Raw genomic sequence first — 18,534 nt, 5'->3', positions numbered from 1 at the left:
AGATCAACGACAAATGCTGTCGGGCCCAGCCCTGACAGCGATAGCCTATGACACCGCCTGCCTTGGAAGCCGCCCCATGAACAAGGATGAAGAACTCAAAATTTTCAGACAAGTCTTCGGACATTTATTTGATGATTTATTAGATCACACCGAATCACCTGACTTCATTATTAAAAGCAACCAAATACACGGAATCGAAATCACTGAAGTTTATTGTGACGCTACTGAAGCAAGGCTACGGCACGCTGACGGATACCTTGAAAATCTTCTGAGCGGAACTGGAAAAGTATTCAGGTCGGACAAAGACACAATTACCGTCGATACAATAGAAATTTACAACGAAGATGGCGGCCTACATTCAGAAAACATAGCAGTAATACGCAAAGTCATCAGCCTCGAAGAAGCTCTAAATAAAATTGCATATGCCATAAAAGAAAAAAGTAAAAAAAGCTCAACGTATCTAGACTCATGCCATACCGTCGACCTCGTAATAAATGATTCTTCCGGCCTGTTTCATATACAGGATGACGAAATATTCCATCAGCTTTTCGTCCATCACCTTGACAGAAGTGCGTTGCGCGGATCATCTTTCCGAGAAATTTTCTTCGTATGCGACCTATGGAGTCGTCAGCGAGTCTATCTGCCGATCAAGCTGAATTTATTCATTAGTGACTTCCTTGGAATATTGGAGATCGCCGAATCAGAAGCCAGTGAAGATTGGACTGAATCTACAAAACAAATAGAGGCCGTTCTGCTAGCACTATATGAACTTGGCCACACTAACTTTTCATACGAGCACATGAATGGAGAGCTACATATTGATCTTGGAGGAGCGGTGATTGAATTCACTGACACAGGAACCAACATCAAAGACCATACCACGCTTCTGGTAGAGCACGGGCTAGCTCATAAAGTAGGCGAGCTCCGATCATGCGCACCAGCTGAGACAATCGATCTAGCGAACCGCTTGAAGACTCGACGCTGGGAAAACTCCGCTTATGTTCGTATCTCCTACCCAGTGATGGATTCGCTCCCTGAGCAATTACAATCAGCAGAGGCTGATTAAATCCTGCTAGGTTCGCGCAATGGCGGTTGCGAACCTCAGTGCGAACTTGGGCTAGTACGCATCGGCCGGCGCGTGCCGATCATGCGTACCTCTCTGCATACCGCCGCCCTGAGTGGTCGTTGCGCTGAGTGTCAAAGACTTAGGTAGTCTTGTATTGTCACGTACAACTGATGGTTGTCACGGAGCCCTCAGCGTGCCATGTTTTGCTTCAAGCAACGGGGGCCTCTGATGAGGTATGCCACTCCTATGGAAGGGGAAGAAGTCTATGGCGAATAGACACCTTTACAATAAAGACGAGTTAAGTGAATTTGGCGAGTTCAACGGGATCGCAATGTACTCTGCAAGTTCAAACAGGATTAGATCCGGCGACCTAATACATGTGGTTTCCGGGAGCGCAGGCAAACCTAAGCGATATTTTTTTCACGGAATTTACAGGTATATCAAGGAGGATGAAACAGATAAACCGGGGCGACGTAAATATCTGATCGAAGCGCTTACTCCTCTTGCGCCGCCGCTAGAAATAACAAAAAAAATGCTGCCAGATGGACATACATTCAACACTTTCATCGGAAATAACATCACCTCTTTAGGGCTTGTTTCAGATGATTACAAAGCTCTCTACGACGAAATGATAGCTGCTAGCGGGCAGTATAGATCTCCTTTAGAGGAAGACATTGAAGAAATTACCCGCGTCACCTCTGGAGAAACGTCAGTTGCAAGAGAGGTAATGTGCAGGCTGGGTCAAGGAGAGTTTAAGAAAAATGTCATGAGCGTGTGGGGAAGTGAGGTTTGTGCTTTAACAGGGATCGACGTACCCGAGATGTTGATCGCCTCACATATCAAACCGTGGGCCGAATGTGAAAATGGAGAACATCGAAATGGCTGCAACGGCATTCTCTTAGCGAGCCACATCGACAAGCTTTTCGATAGCCACCTGATAACATTTCGAGAAGACGCGAATGGATTTCGGTTGGACGTAAATCCGAAATACGCGGCGATGGTGGAAAATCACTTTAAACTTCAGCGTAGGCGGCTTGACTTGGGCGTAATGACACCTTCTAACTCAAGATCCCTTGGAGATTTTTTACGCGTTCACAACAAAGCGTTTGATTTAAAGCTCGGATCATAATGTCTTCGCATATTCTTGAATATGCGGTGGCATGCTGGATAGCCAAGTCGTGGATATTGGGGTGGATACCGGCCGATCTGGTCAGCGCCAGCGACCTAACAAAACCTAATATCCGGCCGACGCGAAAACCTGACATTGGCCAGCCAATCAGGCTGTTAATAATTATCAAAACTGGTGGGCGCCAGGCAACTCCGTGACGGAGATCCCTTTGATGGCTGGTAACCCGGTAAGCTGGTTGTTTGGGGTGGTTATCGGTGTGGTTCCAACGCGTCCGCAAGACTACCAGTGAGAGATGATATGGTTTCAGCTCGCCACCTCAAGGAAACGCCAAAAACTCTCTGGTGCGCGACCTCAAAGGGTACTTGGAAGAATGTCGACATCGGCCTCGCTACTAATGAAAACCCGGTAGTTCTTGGTCTGCCCGGCGCTCAGGGTAACTTCTCGCTCCCGGCGCTCCGCAGCGGTGCTGCAAAGTCCGTTGCCGATCACCCCGGCCCCCAGGATGATTTCGCCGGCCGGGATCTTGAATGTGGCCTTTTCTTTCGCTGCCAGCTTGGCCACAAGCTTACCATCGACATAGATACCCATGTCGCAACCAGCACTGATGAATCCGGAGCCGCGCACCACGGTAAGCGTTCCGTATGGAGTAGCAGGGGGTGCCTGATACGAATACACCTTGTCCGCGCCTACTTGTCTTGCTTTGTCGGTGGGCACCGCGGAGGTCGAGCAACCCACCAACAGGGCACTTAACAAGCACGGGGCAACTATCCTTTGCATTGAGATCTTCTCCATAAAACGAAGAATGTATCACTCCTTTATGACTCGGGGCCGGTTGCTGGCGATGGCCCCAAGGGTTCGACCAGGGCCGAGCTATACCTGATCTTCTGCGTAGATGGCAGCGCTGATGATCGCCCCGCCCCATCGGCGTTCACCGATGCAGATCGGGACCGGGTTGCCGCTTGCCGTCGTGTTCTTAGCGCTGCCGAAGGCGTAGCCGGCCGTGTTCTCTGGTGCGGCACTGGTTTTGAGCCCGCCAGCCTGGGGGCTGAGCATTTGAATCACACCGCCAATGGCCACCACCGCCCCCATTTTCATCATGGGAACACCTACAGCTCCGCCACCGAGTGCGGTAACCACTGCGCCGACAATGACGAGTACGGCTCCTACTACAGTTTGTAAAGACCCGGCGCGCTCCCGTGCTGCCTTTAGGGTCAACGCTGGATAGTTGCCGAAGGTGGCCAACCCTTCCCTGCCATCAGGCCGCTTGAACTTCATGCGCCAGATTTTGCTGCCGTTCTTCTTGACCAGCAGGAACAGGCCCTGCCCGTCGAACAGGGTGTAGTCCTTGTCTCGCGGCTTGGCGGCCTCGCATTTGGGGTCTGACAGGGGGGTAACGGTGCGTGCCATAGGTATACGTTTTCTCGTCGAACCGGCGTATACCCTAACGTATACCTAAAACAGGTATATACCTAGAGACAGAACGAAATAGGCAGAAACAAGAAATCCCTTACTAGGCTAGCTTTTCAGGGGGTTCCGTATACAGGGAGAGACGTATCGGAACAGCTGGATGGTGCCGGAGACAGGAATCGAACCTGCGACCTTCGCGTTACGAGTGCGCTGCTCTACCGACTGAGCTACACCGGCGTGGGCTAAACCTAGCACCGGCGCCTGGGGCGCGCCAGGCAAGAGGGCAAAGAGATATCAAGCGCAGATAGCAAAACGCCCCGAACCAGTCGGGGCGTTTGCGTGTTCAGCGTAAGGCTAGCGGGTGATCAAACGCCCGAAGCCTTGGCTGCCGCCACATCCTTGATGGACAGCTTGATACGGCCGCGGTTGTCCACGTCCAGTACCAGCACTTCCACTTCCTGGCCTTCTTTCAGGATGTCGGTGACTTTCTCTACGCGAGCGTCGCTCAGCATGGAGATGTGCACCAGACCGTCCTTGCCCGGCAGGATGTTGACGAAGGCGCCGAAGTCGACGATGCGCTCAACCTTGCCCAGGTAGATCTTGCCGATCTCGGCTTCTGCGGTGATGCCCAGGACGCGCTGGCGAGCAGCTTCTGCAGCTTCCTTGGTTTCGCCGAAGATCTTGATCGAACCGTCGTCTTCGATGTCGATCGAAGCCTTGGTTTCTTCGCAGATCGCGCGGATGGTGGCGCCGCCTTTACCGATGACGTCACGGATCTTGTCGGTGTCGATCTTCATCGCGATCATGGTCGGAGCGTTGGCCGACAGCTCGGTACGCGACTGGCCGATCACCTGGTTCATCTGGCCGAGGATGTTCAGGCGAGCTTCCAGGGCCTGGCCCAGGGCGATCTCCATGATTTCTTCGGTGATGCCCTTGATCTTGATGTCCATCTGCAGCGCGGTCACGCCTTTGGCGGTACCGGCTACCTTGAAGTCCATGTCGCCCAGGTGGTCTTCGTCACCCAGGATGTCGGTCAGGACGGCGAACTTCTCGCCTTCCTTCACCAGACCCATGGCGATACCGGCAACCGGAGCCTTCATTGGTACACCGGCGTCCATCAGGGCCAGGGAAGCACCGCAGACCGAAGCCATGGAGCTGGAGCCGTTGGACTCGGTGATTTCCGATACCACGCGGATGGTGTACGGGAACACGTCGGTGTCCGGCAGCATGGCCTGGACGGAACGACGGGCCAGGCGACCGTGGCCGATTTCACGACGACCAGCACCGCCCATGCGGCCACACTCGCCCACCGAGAACGGCGGGAAGTTGTAGTGCAGCATGAAGGGGTCTTTCTTCTCGCCTTCGAGGGTGTCCAGCAGCTGGGCGTCACGGGCAGTACCCAGGGTCGCGACGACCAGGGCCTGGGTTTCGCCACGGGTGAACAGGGCCGAACCGTGGGTCTTGGCCAGAACGCCGACTTCGATATTCAGCGGACGTACGGTGCGAGTGTCGCGGCCGTCGATACGTGGCTTGCCGTTGACGATGTTCTCGCGAACGGTGCGGTATTCGATCTCGCCGAAAGCGGCCTTGACGTCGGCAGCCGATGGCTGGCCTTCTTCGCCGGAGAGCTTGGCGACCACTTGGTCCTTCAGCTCGCCCAGGCGGGCATAACGGTCGGCCTTGACGGTGATGGTGTAGGCCTGGGAGATGGCGTCGCCGAACTCGGCGCGGATGGCACCCAGCAGCTCGGTAGCTTCGGCGGCAGGCGCCCAGTCCCAAGTTGGCTTGGCAGCTTCGGCGGCCAGTTCCTTGACGGCCTTGATCACCGACTGGAATTCGTCGTGGGCGAACAGCACGGCGCCCAGCATCTGGTCTTCGGTCAGTTCCTTGGCTTCGGACTCAACCATCAGTACCGCTTCTTCGGTACCGGCTACGACCATGTCCAGGCTCGAAGCAGCCAGTTGCTCGTAGGTTGGGTTCAGCAGGTAGCCGGTGCTTTCGTGGAAAGCGACGCGAGCAGCGCCGATCGGGCCATCGAAAGGAATGCCGGAGATGGCCAGGGCAGCGGAGGTACCGATCATCGCAGCGATGTCCGGATCGGTCTTCTTGCTGGTGGAAACCACGGTGCAGACAACCTGCACTTCGTTCATGAAGCCTTCTGGGAACAGCGGGCGGATCGGACGGTCGATCAGACGCGAGGTCAGGGTTTCTTTCTCGGAAGGACGGCCTTCACGCTTGAAGAAACCACCAGGGATCTTGCCGGCGGCGTAGGTTTTTTCCTGGTAGTGGACAGACAGAGGGAAGAAGCCTTTGCCTGGATCGGCTTGCTTGGCACCCACTACGGTCACCAATACGCTGACGTCGTCGTCAACGGTGACCAATACTGCGCCGGAGGCCTGACGGGCGATACGGCCAGTCTCGAGGGTTACGGTCGACTGACCGAACTGGAATTTCTTGATTACCGGGTTCACGGTGTCCTACCTTCTTTGTGGCTCTTGGGGAAACTTGTGTTCTTGCGAAATTCTTGGGCAACAGCGGGAATCGGCCCAGCCTTTATTGTCCAGGTAAAACTACAGCCCAGATAAAACTTGAGGCTGGAAGCCTGCCATACGCCGGCGGAAAAACCGCTGACGCATGGCAAGCAACCAACCTCATAGCGCAATCGCTGATTAGCGACGCAGACCCAGACGACCGATCAGGGTGCTGTAACGGCTCAGGTCCTTGCCCTTCAGGTAGTCCAGCAGCTTACGACGCTGGTTTACCATGCGGATCAGGCCACGACGGGAGTGGTGGTCTTTACCGTTGGCCTTGAAGTGACCTTGCAGTTTGTTGATGTTGGCGGTCAGCAGTGCAACTTGCACTTCTGGCGAACCAGTGTCACCAACAGCTTGCTGGTAGTCGGCTACGATCTGAGCTTTTTCTTCAACGCTGAGTGCCATGTGGGCATTCCTTATATCAGGAAACTGTTCAAGAACAGTTTCAACAGGCCAGGGACAAATCCCTGTATCTAAAAAAGAGTGGTGACCGTGCCTGCTGACAGCCACACTCGCCAGCCCGCTGTTACCCGGACTGGTTTCGGTCACTCTGACCGAATCAGTCGACGCGGCGCGATGCGCCCGTCTTCGCTCACTTCACCGATACCGATGAAGCGACCGTTGTGATCTTGTACCCGCACCATGCCGAACTTCGGTGCATCGGGAGCGCGTACCGGTTGGCCATTGAGCCAGTAGAACGCACTGTGTTCCGAGAAGTGCAGCAAGGGCCAATCCTGCAGACCGCTATCCGATGGCATCAGGAAACGATCAACCGCCTCGTTGCCACCTTCGGCATGCACTGCCTCGAGCTCTTCCAGGGTGACCGTCTGGGCCAGACTGAAAGGGCCGGCCTGGGTCCGCCGCAGTTCCGCGACGTACGCACCACAACCGAGCTTCTCACCAATATCCTCCACCAGGGTGCGGATATAGGTGCCTTTGCTGCAATCCACCGCCAGGCGAGCGGTGTCACCTTCGCAGGCGAGCAATTCCAGGCGCGCAATAGTAACAGAACGCGGTTCGCGCTCCACCACTTCCCCTGCACGAGCCAGCTTGTAGAGAGGCTGACCGTCGCGCTTGAGGGCGGAGTACATCGGTGGTATCTGCTTGATTTCACCACGAAATTCCGGCAATACCGCTTCGATATCGGCACGACCAACGGTCACTTCGCGGGTACGCAGGACTTCGCCTTCGGCATCCGCGGTGCTGGTGGTCTTGCCCATTTGCATCAGGGTTTCGTAACCCTTGTCGGAATCGAGCAGGTATTGCGAGAACTTGGTGGCCTCGCCGAAGCACAGCGGCAGCACGCCGGTGGCCAGGGGGTCGAGGCTGCCGGTATGGCCGGCCTTCTCGGCATTGAGCAGCCAGCGGACCTTCTGCAATGCCGCGTTGGAGGTGAAGCCCAGGGGCTTGTCCAACAGGATGATGCCGCTGACGTTACGGCGGATACGCTTGACCTGGGCCACCGCTTACTCCTTGGTGTCTTCAGGAGCAGAGGCTTCGCCGTGCAGGCTGTCTTCAGCCACGGCACGCTCGATCAGCGCCGACAGGTGTGCGCCACGGGCCACGCTCTCGTCGTAATGGAAGTGCAGCTGCGGCACGCTGCGCAGCTTCATTTCGCGGGCCAGTTGCATGCGCAGGAAACCTGCAGCCGAGTTCAGCACCTTGATGCTCTGGGCGATGGACTCGGCGCCTTCCTGGCCCATGACGGTGATGTAGATCTTCGCGTGGCCGACATCGCGGCTGACGTCCACGGCGGTGATGGTCACCAGGCCGACACGTGGATCCTTGACTTCGCGGCGGATCAGTTGCGCCAGTTCGCGCTGCATCTGATCGCCGATGCGTTGGGTACGGCTATATTCTTTTGCCATGTCTTGTTACCTGTTACTGCCTCACGGCGAAACCCGTGTGGTCTGAAAGCGGCAAACGCCCGGCCTGGCAGAAGCCGGACCGGGCGTTGCGTTTAGAGCCCGCCAGCGATGCCGCGCATTTGCATGCGGCGATCCATCGGGGCTCTTGAAGTGCGCGAGTCAGAGGCTGCGAGCAACCTGGACCTTCTCGAAGACTTCGATCTTGTCGCCAACCTTGACGTCGTTGTAGCTCTTGACGCCGATACCGCATTCCATGCCGGCACGCACTTCGGAAGCGTCATCCTTGAAGCGGCGCAGGGATTCCAGCTCGCCTTCGAAGATAACGATGTCTTCACGCAGTACGCGGATCGGACGGTTACGGTGCACGACACCTTCGATGACCATGCAACCGGCGATCGCGCCGAACTTCGGCGAACGGAACACGTCGCGGACTTCGGCGATACCCAGGATGTTCTCCCGGACGTCGCTGCCCAGCATACCGGTCAGGGCTTTCTTGACGTCTTCGATGATGTCGTAGATCACGTTGTAGTAACGCATATCCAGACCTTCCTGCTCGACGATCTTGCGCGCGCCGGCATCGGCACGCACGTTGAAGCCGAACAGTACAGCGTTGGAAGCCAGTGCCAGGTTGGCGTCGCTCTCGGTGATACCACCGACGCCGCCGCCGACCACGCGTACTTGCACTTCGTCGTTGCCCAGGCCGTTCAACGCACCCTGCAGGGCTTCCAGCGAACCACGGACGTCGGACTTGAGGACGATGTTGAGCGTCTTCTTCTCTTCCTGGCCCATGCTTTCGAAGATGTTTTCCAGCTTGCCGGCGTGGGCGCGGGCCAGCTTGACCTCGCGGAACTTGCCTTGACGGAACAGGGCCACTTCACGGGCCTTCTTCTCGTCAGCCACCACGCTCATCTCGTCGCCAGCGTCCGGGGTACCGTCCAGGCCGAGGATCTCGACCGGAATGGCCGGGCCCGCTTCCTTGATCGGCTTGCCGTTTTCGTCGAGCATGGCGCGCACGCGGCCATAGTTCGAACCAACCAGCACCATGTCGCCCTGACGCAGGGTACCGTCCTGAACCAGCACGGTAGCCACCGGACCACGACCCTTGTCAAGACGGGATTCGACCACTACGCCACGGCCAGGGGCCGAAGGCATTGCGGTGAGTTCCAGTACCTCGGCTTGCAGCAGGACGGCTTCGAGCAGGTCGTCGACGCCAGTACCCATTTTCGCGGAGACCGGTACGAACGGAGTATCGCCACCCCAGTCTTCCGGAGTCACGCCGTGCGCTGCGAGCTCGCTGCGGATACGGTCCAGGTCAGCACCCGGCTTGTCGATCTTGTTCACCGCAACCACTAGTGGAACGCCAGCAGCCTGGGCGTGCTGGACAGCTTCGATGGTCTGCGGCATCACGCCGTCATCCGCCGCGACCACCAGGATCACGATGTCGGTCGCCTTGGCACCACGGGCACGCATTGCGGTAAACGCGGCGTGACCAGGAGTGTCGAGGAAGGTGACCATGCCACGCTCGGTTTCCACGTGGTAGGCGCCGATGTGCTGGGTAATGCCACCGGCTTCGCCCGCAGCCACCTTGGCGCGGCGGATGTAGTCCAGCAGCGAGGTCTTACCGTGGTCAACGTGGCCCATTACGGTCACGACCGGCGCACGGGAAACCGCTTCACCTTCGAACTTCAGGGACTCGGCCAGGGAATCTTCCAGGGCGGTGTCGCTGATCAGGGTCACCTTGTGGCCCAGTTCCTCGGCAACCAGCTGGGCAGTTTCCTGGTCCAGTACCTGGTTGATGGTGGCTGGGGTACCCAGCTTGAACATGAACTTGATGACTTCAGCAGCCTTCACCGACATCTGCTGGGCCAGTTCGCCCACGGTGATGGTCTCGCCGATCTGCACGTCACGAATCACCGGCCCGGTAGGGTTCTGGAAACCGTGAGCGTTGCGTTTCTTCAGCTTGGCCTTGCCGCGACCACCACGACGGAAGCCATCGCTTTCTTCGTCGGTGGTACGCGGGGCAACGCGTGGCGCAGGAGCCTTTTCCTTGACCGAGGCACGATGCGGAGCGTTCTTGCGCTCGCCATCGCCACCACGGCGGTTGTCGTCGTTGCGGGACTTGTCCGGACGACGCTGTTCATCCTTCTTGCGAGCATCCGCAACCGGAACTGGAGCCGCCGCTGGCGCCTCCTGCACAGGCTCGACCGCCACCGGGGCTGGTTCCGCGACAGCTTCGACAACAGGCTCGGCAACCGGAGCAGGCTGACGACGCGCTTCTTCTTCGGCGCGGCGCTTGGCTTCTTCTTCAGCCTTTTGACGGGCAGCATTTTCTACTGCGCGACGCTCTTCCAGTTCACGCTGGCGCTCGGCTTCGATTTCTTCCGGGCTGCGCTGCACGAAGACTTTCTTCTTGCGCACTTCAACGCTAATGCTCTTGCTGCCAGCGACACGCAGGGTGCTGGTGGTCTTGCGCTGCAAAGTGATCTTGCGCGGTTCTTCCACTTTCGCCTTGTGGCTGCTTTTCAGGTGAGTCAGCAGCGATTGTTTCTCGCTGTCGCTCACATGTTCCTCGGCGGCGGTGTGCGGCAGACCTGCCTCACGCATCTGCTGCAGCAGGCGCTCTACCGGTGTTTTGACCTCATCGGCCAGTTGTTTCACCGTGACTTGCGTCATGCACTTCTCTCCTCAGGCCGCGCCTATTACTCGAACCAGTGGGCTCGGGCGGCCATGATCAACTTGCCGGCACGATCATCGTCGATGCCGTCGATGTCGAGCAGGTCGTCAATAGACTGCTCGGCCAGGTCTTCGCGGGTAATTACGCCGCGCACCGCCAGTTCCATCGCCAAATCCTTGTCCATACCCTCAAGCGAGAGCAGGTCTTCGGCCGGATGGGCGTCTGCCAGCTTTTCCTCAGTAGCGATGGCTTTAGTCAACAAACGGTCCTTGGCGCGAGCGCGAAGCTCGTTGACGATGTCTTCGTCAAAGCCGTCGATGTTGAGCATTTCTTCCAACGGTACGTAGGCAATCTCTTCCAGGCTGGTGAAGCCTTCATCAACCAGAACCTGCGCCAGCTCTTCATCGACTTCCAGCTCGTCGATGAAATTGCGCAGGATGTCGCCGGTTTCTGCTTGCTGCTTGGCCTGGATGTCCGATTCGGTCATCACGTTCAGGGTCCAGCCAGTCAACTGGCTAGCCAGGCGCACGTTCTGACCGCCGCGGCCAATGGCTTGGGCCAGGTTGTCAGCGCCAACGGCGATGTCCATGGCGTGGGCATCTTCGTCGACGATGATGGCCGCTACTTCGGCCGGCGACATGGCGTTGATCACGAACTGCGCCGGGTTCTCGTCCCACAAGACGATGTCTACGCGCTCACCGCCCAATTCGCCGGAAACGGCCTGGACGCGCGAACCGCGCATACCGATGCACGCGCCCTGCGGATCGATGCGCTTGTCCTTGGAGCGAACGGCGATCTTGGCCCGCGAACCCGGATCACGGGAAGCGGCCATGACTTCGATCAGGCCCTCGGCGATTTCCGGCACTTCGATACGGAACAGCTCGATCAGCATTTCCGGAGCGGTACGCGACAGGATCAGTTGCGGGCCGCGGTTCTCGGTGCGGATTTCCTTGAGCAGCGCGCGCAGGCGCACGCCAACCCGGAAAGTCTCACGGGAGATGATGTCTTCACGAGCCAGCAACGCCTCGGCGTTGTTGCCCAGGTCGACGATCACGTTGTCCCGGGTCACCTTCTTGACGGTGCCGGAGATGATCTCGCCCAGACGCTCGCGGTAGGCATCCACCACCTGTGCGCGCTCGGCTTCGCGAACCTTCTGCACGATGACCTGCTTGGCGGTCTGGGCAGCGATGCGGCCGAACTCGATGGATTCGATCTTTTCCTCGATCACATCACCGACCTTGGCATCGGGATGAGTCTCGCGGGCCTTGCTCGGCCAGATCTCCACCGCCGGATCATCCAGGTCGGCTTCTTCGACCACAGTCCAGCGACGGAAAGTTTCATAGGAACCGGTGTGGCGGTTGATATCCACACGCAGGTCCACTTCGTCTTCAAAACGCTTCTTGGTAGCAGTGGCCAGGGCCAGCTCCAGCGCTTCAAAAATCACGCTTGCCGGTACACCCTTTTCATTGGATACCGACTCAACAACCAGCAGTACTTCTTTGCTCATCGTACGCCTCGCCTTTCGCAAGCCATTGGATCCGCGGGATCCGCGTCTCAGTCAAAACTGGGAATAATGTTGGCCTTGTCGATCATATCGATCGGCAACAGGAACTCGTGGTTATCTACCTGCACCACGACATCCTGCTCCTCCACCCCGCGGAGAAGGCCCTGGAAATTACGCCGACCTTCGAAGGGCGAGCGCAGCTTGATCTTCACTTGCTCACCGACATACTTGGCAAACTGTTCAAGGGTGAACAGCGGGCGTTCCATGCCAGGAGAGGAAACTTCAAGGGTGTATTCAACGGAAATTGGATCTTCAACGTCCAGGACACCGCTGAGCTGGCGGCTGACGATGGCACAGTCGTCCACCAGTACACCGCCTTCTTTATCGATATAAACGCGCAACAATGAATGGCGGCCCTGAGCCGAAAACTCGATACCCCAGCATTCATAGCCAAGGGCCACGACCACCGGGGCCAACAAGGCCTGCAACTGTTCTAGCTTGCTCGACACCTGAACCCCCTCGTGCATGCTTGTGCAAATAAAAAATGGGCGAAACGCCCATCCCGGAAACGCCGTTGAACAGCGGCGCTATAAAGTGTCCAGCTAACAAAAAGCCCCTGAAAAGGGGCTCTGCTAAAACTGGTTGCGGGGGCCGGATTTGAACCGACGACCTTCGGGTTATGAGCCCGACGAGCTACCAGACTGCTCCACCCCGCGTCAAAGCTGGGGCGGAAGTATACGACTGATCCAATTTTGGGTCAATGTAACCTTCCGCCTACAAGAAAGCCCGCAACAGCGGGCTCTCCTGATAATTGGTACCGAGAAGGGGACTCGAACCCCTACACCCTATGGGCACAACCACCTCAAGGTTGCGTGTCTACCAATTCCACCACCTCGGCATAGACTACGTTACTGCTTGAAACTCTTCTTACTTCTGCTCTGGAGCTGGAGGTACGTCAGTCACACTGTTAGCCGACTTTTGCTCTTGAAGCACCGGGACATCATCAGAAGCCGGCTTTTGCTTTGGTACTTCTAGTACTGCTGGATCCGGTAGACCTGCTTGAGTCAGCTGGTGAGCTTTCTCTTTAGCAAAGTAACCTAACCCCAAGCTGGTTATGAAGAAACCGGCGGCAAGTATAGCAGTAAACTTACTAAGAAAGGTAGAGGAACCTTGGCTTCCGAACACAGTATTTGAAGCACCTGCACCGAAAGACGCGCCAGCTTCCGCACCTTTACCCTGCTGCAGCAAAACCAGAGCGACTACGCCCAAGGCGCCCAGCAGATGAAAAACGACTACGACTGTTTCCAGCATTTTTTCAGTTTCCCGCGGCGCGACAAATCGCACCGAACTCATCTGCATTCAGGGAAGCCCCACCAATGAGCCCCCCATCGATATCCGGCATGCCGAACAGTTCGACCGCATTGGCCGCTTTCACGCTGCCGCCGTATAGAAGCCGCACACCTCGTGCCACTTCAGAATTCTCTGCCGCCAGCTGCGCGCGGATGGCTGCATGCACATCCTGAGCTTGCTGCGGTGTTGCCGTCAGCCCGGTGCCAATGGCCCAGACCGGCTCGTAAGCGATAACAGCATTGGCAAACGCACCAACACCCAACTCTTCGATGATGCTGCCCAGCTGACGCCCGACAACCTCAAGAGTCTTCCCGGCTTCGCGCTGCTCCAGGGTCTCCCCTATACACAGAACCGGCTTCAAACCACAGGCCTGTGCTGCTGCGAACTTGCGATTGAGAGTCACATCACGCTCGCCCATCATCTGACGGCGCTCGGAGTGCCCAACCAATACCAGGGAACAACCTGCATCCACTAATTGACTCGGGGCGATCTCGCCCGTCAACGCACCCTGCATCGGCTCTACTGCGGAGTTCTGCGCGCCGACCATGATCGACTTGCCTTTCAAGCCATCAATCACCTGATTGATGTACAAGCAAGGCGGGAACACCGCAACATCAACACCGCTTGGCAAGGCCAGATGACGAAGGCCATTGATCAGCTCAGCGACGCTGGCGCGGGTACCGTGCATCTTCCAGTTACCAGCTACCATAGGGCGACGCATGCTTTACCTCGTCGGTCAAAGTGGGCGCAGATGTTACCCAACCAAAACACCACTGGCAAGCTGAAATCAGGCAGAAACTTCAGCAACCAGTTTTGCCAGCTCATCGGCATAGGCACGAACCTGGATTTCATCGTCACCTTCGACCATGACCCGCACCAGAGGCTCTGTTCCGGACTTGCGCAGCAGGACCCGTCCACGCCCCGCCATCGCAGCAGTCACTCGCTCACAAGCTTCCTTCACCGCAGGGTGCTCGACGGGGCTATCACCACCACCAAAACGTACGTTGACCAGAACCTGTGGACATTTGCGCAGCCCCTGCCGGCACTGAGCCAGGCTTTCGCCACGAGCCTTGAGCGCCATCAGCACCTGCAGTGCAGCGATGATCGCATCGCCCGTGGTGGCATGACGAAAACACACGATGTGCCCGGAGTTCTCGCCACCCACCAGCCAGTTGCGCTCCAGCAACTCAGCAATCACATAGCGGTCACCAACATTGGCACGGACAAAAGGAATACCCAGGTCCGCCAGGGCCAACTCCAGGCCCAGGTTACTCATGAGGGTTCCAACCACCCCCCCGTGCAGCTTGCCGCGCTCATGCAGGTCGCGAGCGATGATGAACAGCAATTCGTCGCCGTCGACGATCGCCCCCGTCTGGTCGACCATCAGCACTCGGTCACCATCACCATCGAAGGCGATACCCAAGTCGGCATGTTCAGCCAGGACCGCAGCCTGCAACTGCGCCATATGGGTCGAGCCGCAGTTCTCGTTGATATTCAAACCATTGGGCTGTGCCGACAGCACGGTGACCTCGGCCCCCAGCTCGCGGAACACGCTCGGCGCGACCTTGTAGGTGGCACCATGGGCGCAGTCGAGAACGATCTTCAGGCCCGCAAAGCTGGTACTGGAGGGAACACTGCTCTTGCAGAATTCGATGTAGCGTCCCGAGGCATCATTGATTCGCGACACCTTGCCGAGCTTGCTGGACTCCACCACGGTCATGGGCGCATCCAACAACTCCTCGATCATCAGTTCGACTTCATCAGGCAGCTTGGTGCCCTCTCCCGAGAAGAACTTGATGCCATTGTCGTCGTGGGGGTTATGCGACGCACTGATGACGATGCCCGCTTCTGCGTGGAAAGTACGCGTCAGATAGGCAATCGCCGGGGTCGGCATAGGCCCGAGCAGCATGACATCAGCACCAGCCGCCGACAGCCCGGCCTCCAGAGCCGATTCGAACATGTAGCCGGAAATTCGCGTGTCCTTGCCCACCAGAACCCGGCAAGCGCCCATGCTGCGAAAAGCCATACCGGCCGCCCATCCGAGCTTGAGCATGAAATCAGGAGTAATTGGGTATTCGCCCACACGGCCACGAATGCCGTCGGTGCCAAAGTATTTCTTAGTCATAGGTACTCCATCATTCTTATTCGGCGGATTCCACAGCCGTAATCATTCGCACTACATCCATGGTCTCGGCGACATCATGGACGCGGATAATTTTCGCTCCCTTGGCCACAGCCAGCGCAGCCAATGCCAGGCTGCCATGCAGCCGTTCGCCTACGGGACGCTCAAGGGCCTGGCCGATCATGCTCTTGCGCGAGACACCCACCAATAGCGGCCGCCCCAGGGAGTGCAGGGCCTCCATGTGCTTGAACAGGCTCAGATTGTGCTGCAGGGTCTTGGCGAAACCAAAACCAGGATCGAGGATGATCCGCTGCGCATCAATTCCTGCAGCCGCACAGGCGTCCATGCGCTCAGCCAGGAATGCTCCCACTTCACGGGTCACATCCTGATAGTGCGGACTGTCCTGCATATCCCCTGGCTCACCGAGCATATGCATCAGGCATACGGGCAAGCCACTGGCGGCGGCGGCATCCAGAGCGCCGTCACGACGAAGCGAGCGCACATCATTGATCAACCCAGCACCAAGCCGCGCGGTCTCCCGCATGACAGCTGGCGTCGAAGTATCAACAGAAATGATCACGTCCAGTTCGCGACCTATTCGCTCGACCACTGGCGCCACTCGCTCCAACTCTTCCAGCGGCGATACCGCCCGCGCTCCTGGGCGAGTCGACTCTCCGCCTATATCGATCAGCGTAGCACCGGCCGCAACCATAGCTTCGGCATGGCGCAAAGCCACATCCAGCTGGTTGAACCGGCCACCGTCGGAAAAGGAATCGGGAGTGACATTCAAGATACCCATGACATGCGCACGGGCTAAATCAAGAACCCGGTTGCCGCAAGGCAACCGGGTGGAGGAAGAAACAGAAGTCATTTAGAACCTTAGTGATCGGCGGCAGGGCCACCGATAGGTGTTTCCGGACGCTCGTTCTGCACCACTGGAGGCGTAGTACCCGAGCCACCTTCCCAGTCACGAGGTTCACGTGGAGTGCGCCCGGCCATGATGTCGTCGATCTGGTCGGCATCGATGGTCTCGTACTTCATCAAGGCGTCTGCCATGGCATCCAGCTTGTCGCGGTTGTCAGTAAGGATTTGCTTGGCAGTGCCATAGCACTGATCGATGATGCTGCGAACTTCGGAGTCGATCAGCTTCGCCGTTTCAGCAGACAGACTGGCATGCTGGCTAGCCGCGCTACGACCCAGGAACACTTCGCCTTCTTCTTCCGCATACATCAGCGGCCCCAGCTTCTCGGAAAGCCCCCATTTGGTCACCATGTTCCGGGCAATCTGACTGGCCCGCATGATGTCGTTCGAGGCACCGGTGGTCACGCCATCAAAGCCCAGGGTCATCTCCTCGGCGATACGACCACCGTAGAGCGAGCAAATCTGACTGATCAGAGCGCGCTTGGACAGGCTGTAGCGATCCTCTTCCGGCAGGAACATGGTGACGCCCAGAGCCCGACCACGAGGGATGATCGAGACCTTGTAGACTGGATCATGCTCAGGCACTACTCGACCGACGATGGCATGACCAGCTTCGTGGTAGGCGGTGTTCTGCTTTTCTTTCTCGGACATGACCATCGATTTGCGCTCGGCGCCCATCATGATCTTGTCCTTGGCCAGTTCGAACTCCTTCATCTCGACGATGCGCTTGCCACCACGCGCAGCGAACAACGAAGCCTCGTTGACCAGGTTGGCCAGGTCGGCACCGGAGAAGCCCGGGGTACCGCGCGCGATCACTGCAGGAGCAACGTCGTCACCCATCGGCACCTTGCGCATGTGAACCTTGAGGATCTGCTCACGGCCACGAATGTCCGGCAGGCCGACCACTACCTGGCGGTCGAAACGACCAGGACGCAACAGCGCAGGATCCAGTACATCAGGACGGTTGGTGGCGGCGATCACAATGATGCCGTCATTCATTTCGAAACCATCCATCTCCACCAGCAACTGGTTGAGAGTCTGCTCGCGCTCATCATGACCGCCACCCATGCCGGCACCACGGTGACGACCGACAGCATCGATCTCATCGATGAAGATGATGCAGGGAGCATGTTTCTTGGCCTGTTCGAACATATCGCGAACACGGCTGGCACCCACGCCGACGAACATCTCGACGAAATCGGAACCGGAAATAGTGAAGAACGGTACCTTCGCCTCACCGGCAATAGCCTTGGCCAGCAAAGTCTTACCAGTACCTGGCGGACCGACCATCAGCACGCCACGAGGAATACGACCACCCAAGCGCTGGAACTTGCCCGGATCACGCAGGAATTCAACCAACTCACCAACTTCTTCCTTGGCCTCGTCGCAACCGGCAACGTCAGCCAGGGTAGTTTTCACCTGATCCTCGGACAGCAGGCGAGCCTTGCTCTTGCCGAAGCTCATCGGCCCACCCTTGCCGCCGGCGCCACCTTGCATCTGGCGCATGAAGAACATGAAGACCGCGATGATCACCAGGATCGGGAAGCTGGCCACCAGCAACTGGGTCCAGATGCTCTGCTGCTCGGGCTGCTTGCCTTCGACCACTACATGGTTATCCACCAGGTCGCCGATCAGGCCGTTGTCCTGGATCGCGGGACGGATGGTCTTGAAGCTGTCGCCATCGTTGCGCTTGCCGGTGATCACATAACCGTCAACGGCAACTCGCTCGACCTTGCCATCCTTAACTTGTTGAATAAAGTCGGAATAGTTGAGGGTCTGCGGCTCGTTAGGGCTGGAGAAGTTGTTCATCACCGTCACCAGGACAGCCGCGATGATCAACCAAAGGATCAGATTCTTTGCCATGTCGTTCAATTAACTACCCTCTGAAGCAAGCTCCGCTACTGGCGCGCGCTTCGCATGATATTCACCGGCCTAACTTACTACATTACCTACAGCTCT

16 protein-coding genes and 3 tRNA genes are annotated in these 18,534 nt (G+C 57.5%); 2 read left to right on the top strand and 17 right to left on the bottom strand.

Annotated features, from left to right (window positions below; all coding sequences use genetic code 11):
* Positions 1–76: 76 nt before the first annotated feature.
* Both C4K40_RS04285 and C4K40_RS04280 read left to right on the top strand, forming a co-directional pair.
* Positions 77–1,066 (top strand): hypothetical protein, encoded by a 990-nt coding sequence (locus C4K40_RS04285; protein ID WP_124421262.1) that lies wholly within the window; start codon positions 77–79, stop codon positions 1,064–1,066.
* Between the two features lie 265 nt (positions 1,067–1,331).
* Positions 1,332–2,195: an HNH endonuclease gene (locus tag C4K40_RS04280; protein ID WP_218188689.1), complete on the top strand. Its 864-nt coding sequence runs from the start codon at positions 1,332–1,334 to the stop codon at positions 2,193–2,195.
* Between the two features lie 351 nt (positions 2,196–2,546).
* Here the strand turns inward: C4K40_RS04280 and C4K40_RS04275 are convergent, their stop codons facing one another.
* From C4K40_RS04275 to ftsH, 17 genes are all read right to left on the bottom strand, one after another.
* Positions 2,547–2,783 (bottom strand): hypothetical protein, encoded by a 237-nt coding sequence (locus C4K40_RS04275; protein WP_124421261.1) that lies wholly within the window; start codon positions 2,781–2,783, stop codon positions 2,547–2,549.
* A gap of 282 nt (positions 2,784–3,065) precedes the next feature.
* Positions 3,066–3,602, bottom strand: coding sequence for an integrase arm-type DNA-binding domain-containing protein (locus C4K40_RS31835; protein ID WP_083456986.1), 537 nt, complete (start codon positions 3,600–3,602; stop codon positions 3,066–3,068).
* Positions 3,603–3,763: 161 nt separating this feature from the next.
* Positions 3,764–3,839: transfer RNA gene (locus C4K40_RS04265), tRNA-Thr, on the bottom strand.
* Between the two features lie 128 nt (positions 3,840–3,967).
* Entirely contained in the window at positions 3,968–6,073 is a 2,106-nt protein-coding gene (gene pnp, locus C4K40_RS04260) for a polyribonucleotide nucleotidyltransferase (RefSeq protein WP_053136947.1), read from the bottom strand.
* Between the two features lie 198 nt (positions 6,074–6,271).
* Entirely contained in the window at positions 6,272–6,541 is a 270-nt protein-coding gene (gene rpsO, locus C4K40_RS04255; protein WP_022642180.1) for a 30S ribosomal protein S15, read from the bottom strand.
* Between the two features lie 140 nt (positions 6,542–6,681).
* Positions 6,682–7,599, bottom strand: a complete 918-nt coding sequence (gene truB, locus C4K40_RS04250) for a tRNA pseudouridine(55) synthase TruB (RefSeq protein WP_053136944.1) — start codon at positions 7,597–7,599, stop codon at positions 6,682–6,684.
* A gap of 3 nt (positions 7,600–7,602) precedes the next feature.
* Positions 7,603–8,004 carry a 30S ribosome-binding factor RbfA gene (gene rbfA, locus C4K40_RS04245; protein WP_053136941.1) on the bottom strand — a complete coding sequence of 134 codons (402 nt, stop codon included), beginning with the start codon at positions 8,002–8,004 and terminating at the stop codon, positions 7,603–7,605.
* Between the two features lie 159 nt (positions 8,005–8,163).
* Entirely contained in the window at positions 8,164–10,677 is a 2,514-nt protein-coding gene (gene infB / locus C4K40_RS04240; RefSeq protein WP_053136938.1) for a translation initiation factor IF-2, read from the bottom strand.
* A gap of 26 nt (positions 10,678–10,703) precedes the next feature.
* Positions 10,704–12,185 carry a transcription termination factor NusA gene (nusA, locus tag C4K40_RS04235; protein ID WP_053136934.1) on the bottom strand — a complete coding sequence of 494 codons (1,482 nt, stop codon included), beginning with the start codon at positions 12,183–12,185 and terminating at the stop codon, positions 10,704–10,706.
* 47 nt (positions 12,186–12,232) lie between these two features.
* A complete protein-coding gene (gene rimP, locus C4K40_RS04230; RefSeq protein ID WP_053137000.1) occupies positions 12,233–12,691 on the bottom strand; it encodes a ribosome maturation factor RimP in 459 nt (152 codons plus the stop codon).
* Between the two features lie 130 nt (positions 12,692–12,821).
* Positions 12,822–12,898: transfer RNA gene (locus C4K40_RS04225), tRNA-Met, on the bottom strand.
* Positions 12,899–12,994: 96 nt separating this feature from the next.
* Positions 12,995–13,080 (bottom strand) — tRNA-Leu (locus C4K40_RS04220).
* A gap of 29 nt (positions 13,081–13,109) precedes the next feature.
* Positions 13,110–13,493, bottom strand: coding sequence for a preprotein translocase subunit SecG (secG, locus tag C4K40_RS04215; protein ID WP_083456985.1), 384 nt, complete (start codon positions 13,491–13,493; stop codon positions 13,110–13,112).
* 4 nt (positions 13,494–13,497) lie between these two features.
* A complete protein-coding gene (gene tpiA / locus C4K40_RS04210; protein ID WP_031320841.1) occupies positions 13,498–14,253 on the bottom strand; it encodes a triose-phosphate isomerase in 756 nt (251 codons plus the stop codon).
* A 66-nt stretch (positions 14,254–14,319) separates the two neighbouring features.
* The gene (gene glmM / locus C4K40_RS04205; RefSeq protein WP_022642165.1) at positions 14,320–15,657 is read right to left on the bottom strand and encodes a phosphoglucosamine mutase; all 1,338 of its coding nucleotides are present in this window, start codon (positions 15,655–15,657) and stop codon (positions 14,320–14,322) included.
* 16 nt (positions 15,658–15,673) lie between these two features.
* Positions 15,674–16,525, bottom strand: coding sequence for a dihydropteroate synthase (gene folP, locus C4K40_RS04200; RefSeq protein ID WP_031320839.1), 852 nt, complete (start codon positions 16,523–16,525; stop codon positions 15,674–15,676).
* Positions 16,526–16,533: 8 nt separating this feature from the next.
* Positions 16,534–18,438, bottom strand: a complete 1,905-nt coding sequence (gene ftsH, locus C4K40_RS04195; RefSeq protein WP_053136931.1) for an ATP-dependent zinc metalloprotease FtsH — start codon at positions 18,436–18,438, stop codon at positions 16,534–16,536.
* Between the last annotated feature and the right edge of the window lie 96 nt (positions 18,439–18,534).

This window comes from Pseudomonas sp. CMR5c (assembly GCF_003850545.1).
GTDB classification, from domain to species: Bacteria; Pseudomonadota; Gammaproteobacteria; order Pseudomonadales; family Pseudomonadaceae; genus Aquipseudomonas; species Aquipseudomonas piscis.
Note: the sequence above shows the minus strand (reverse complement) of the source record. Positions and strands in the feature narration are given on the sequence as shown.

Coding starts and splice junctions, on each gene's coding strand:
- rpsO (WP_022642180.1), bottom strand. CDS start 6,541: ATGGCACTCAGCGTTGAAGAAAAAGCTCAGATCGTAGCCGACTACCAG.
- C4K40_RS04285 (WP_124421262.1), top strand. CDS start 77: ATGAACAAGGATGAAGAACTCAAAATTTTCAGACAAGTCTTCGGACAT.
- C4K40_RS04275 (WP_124421261.1), bottom strand. CDS start 2,783: ATGGGTATCTATGTCGATGGTAAGCTTGTGGCCAAGCTGGCAGCGAAA.
- rbfA (WP_053136941.1), bottom strand. CDS start 8,004: ATGGCAAAAGAATATAGCCGTACCCAACGCATCGGCGATCAGATGCAG.
- ftsH (WP_053136931.1), bottom strand. CDS start 18,438: ATGGCAAAGAATCTGATCCTTTGGTTGATCATCGCGGCTGTCCTGGTG.
- tpiA (WP_031320841.1), bottom strand. CDS start 14,253: ATGCGTCGCCCTATGGTAGCTGGTAACTGGAAGATGCACGGTACCCGC.
- secG (WP_083456985.1), bottom strand. CDS start 13,493: ATGCTGGAAACAGTCGTAGTCGTTTTTCATCTGCTGGGCGCCTTGGGC.
- infB (WP_053136938.1), bottom strand. CDS start 10,677: ATGACGCAAGTCACGGTGAAACAACTGGCCGATGAGGTCAAAACACCG.
- folP (WP_031320839.1), bottom strand. CDS start 16,525: ATGACTTCTGTTTCTTCCTCCACCCGGTTGCCTTGCGGCAACCGGGTT.
- C4K40_RS04280 (WP_218188689.1), top strand. CDS start 1,332: ATGGCGAATAGACACCTTTACAATAAAGACGAGTTAAGTGAATTTGGC.
- C4K40_RS31835 (WP_083456986.1), bottom strand. CDS start 3,602: ATGGCACGCACCGTTACCCCCCTGTCAGACCCCAAATGCGAGGCCGCC.
- nusA (WP_053136934.1), bottom strand. CDS start 12,185: ATGAGCAAAGAAGTACTGCTGGTTGTTGAGTCGGTATCCAATGAAAAG.
- glmM (WP_022642165.1), bottom strand. CDS start 15,657: ATGACTAAGAAATACTTTGGCACCGACGGCATTCGTGGCCGTGTGGGC.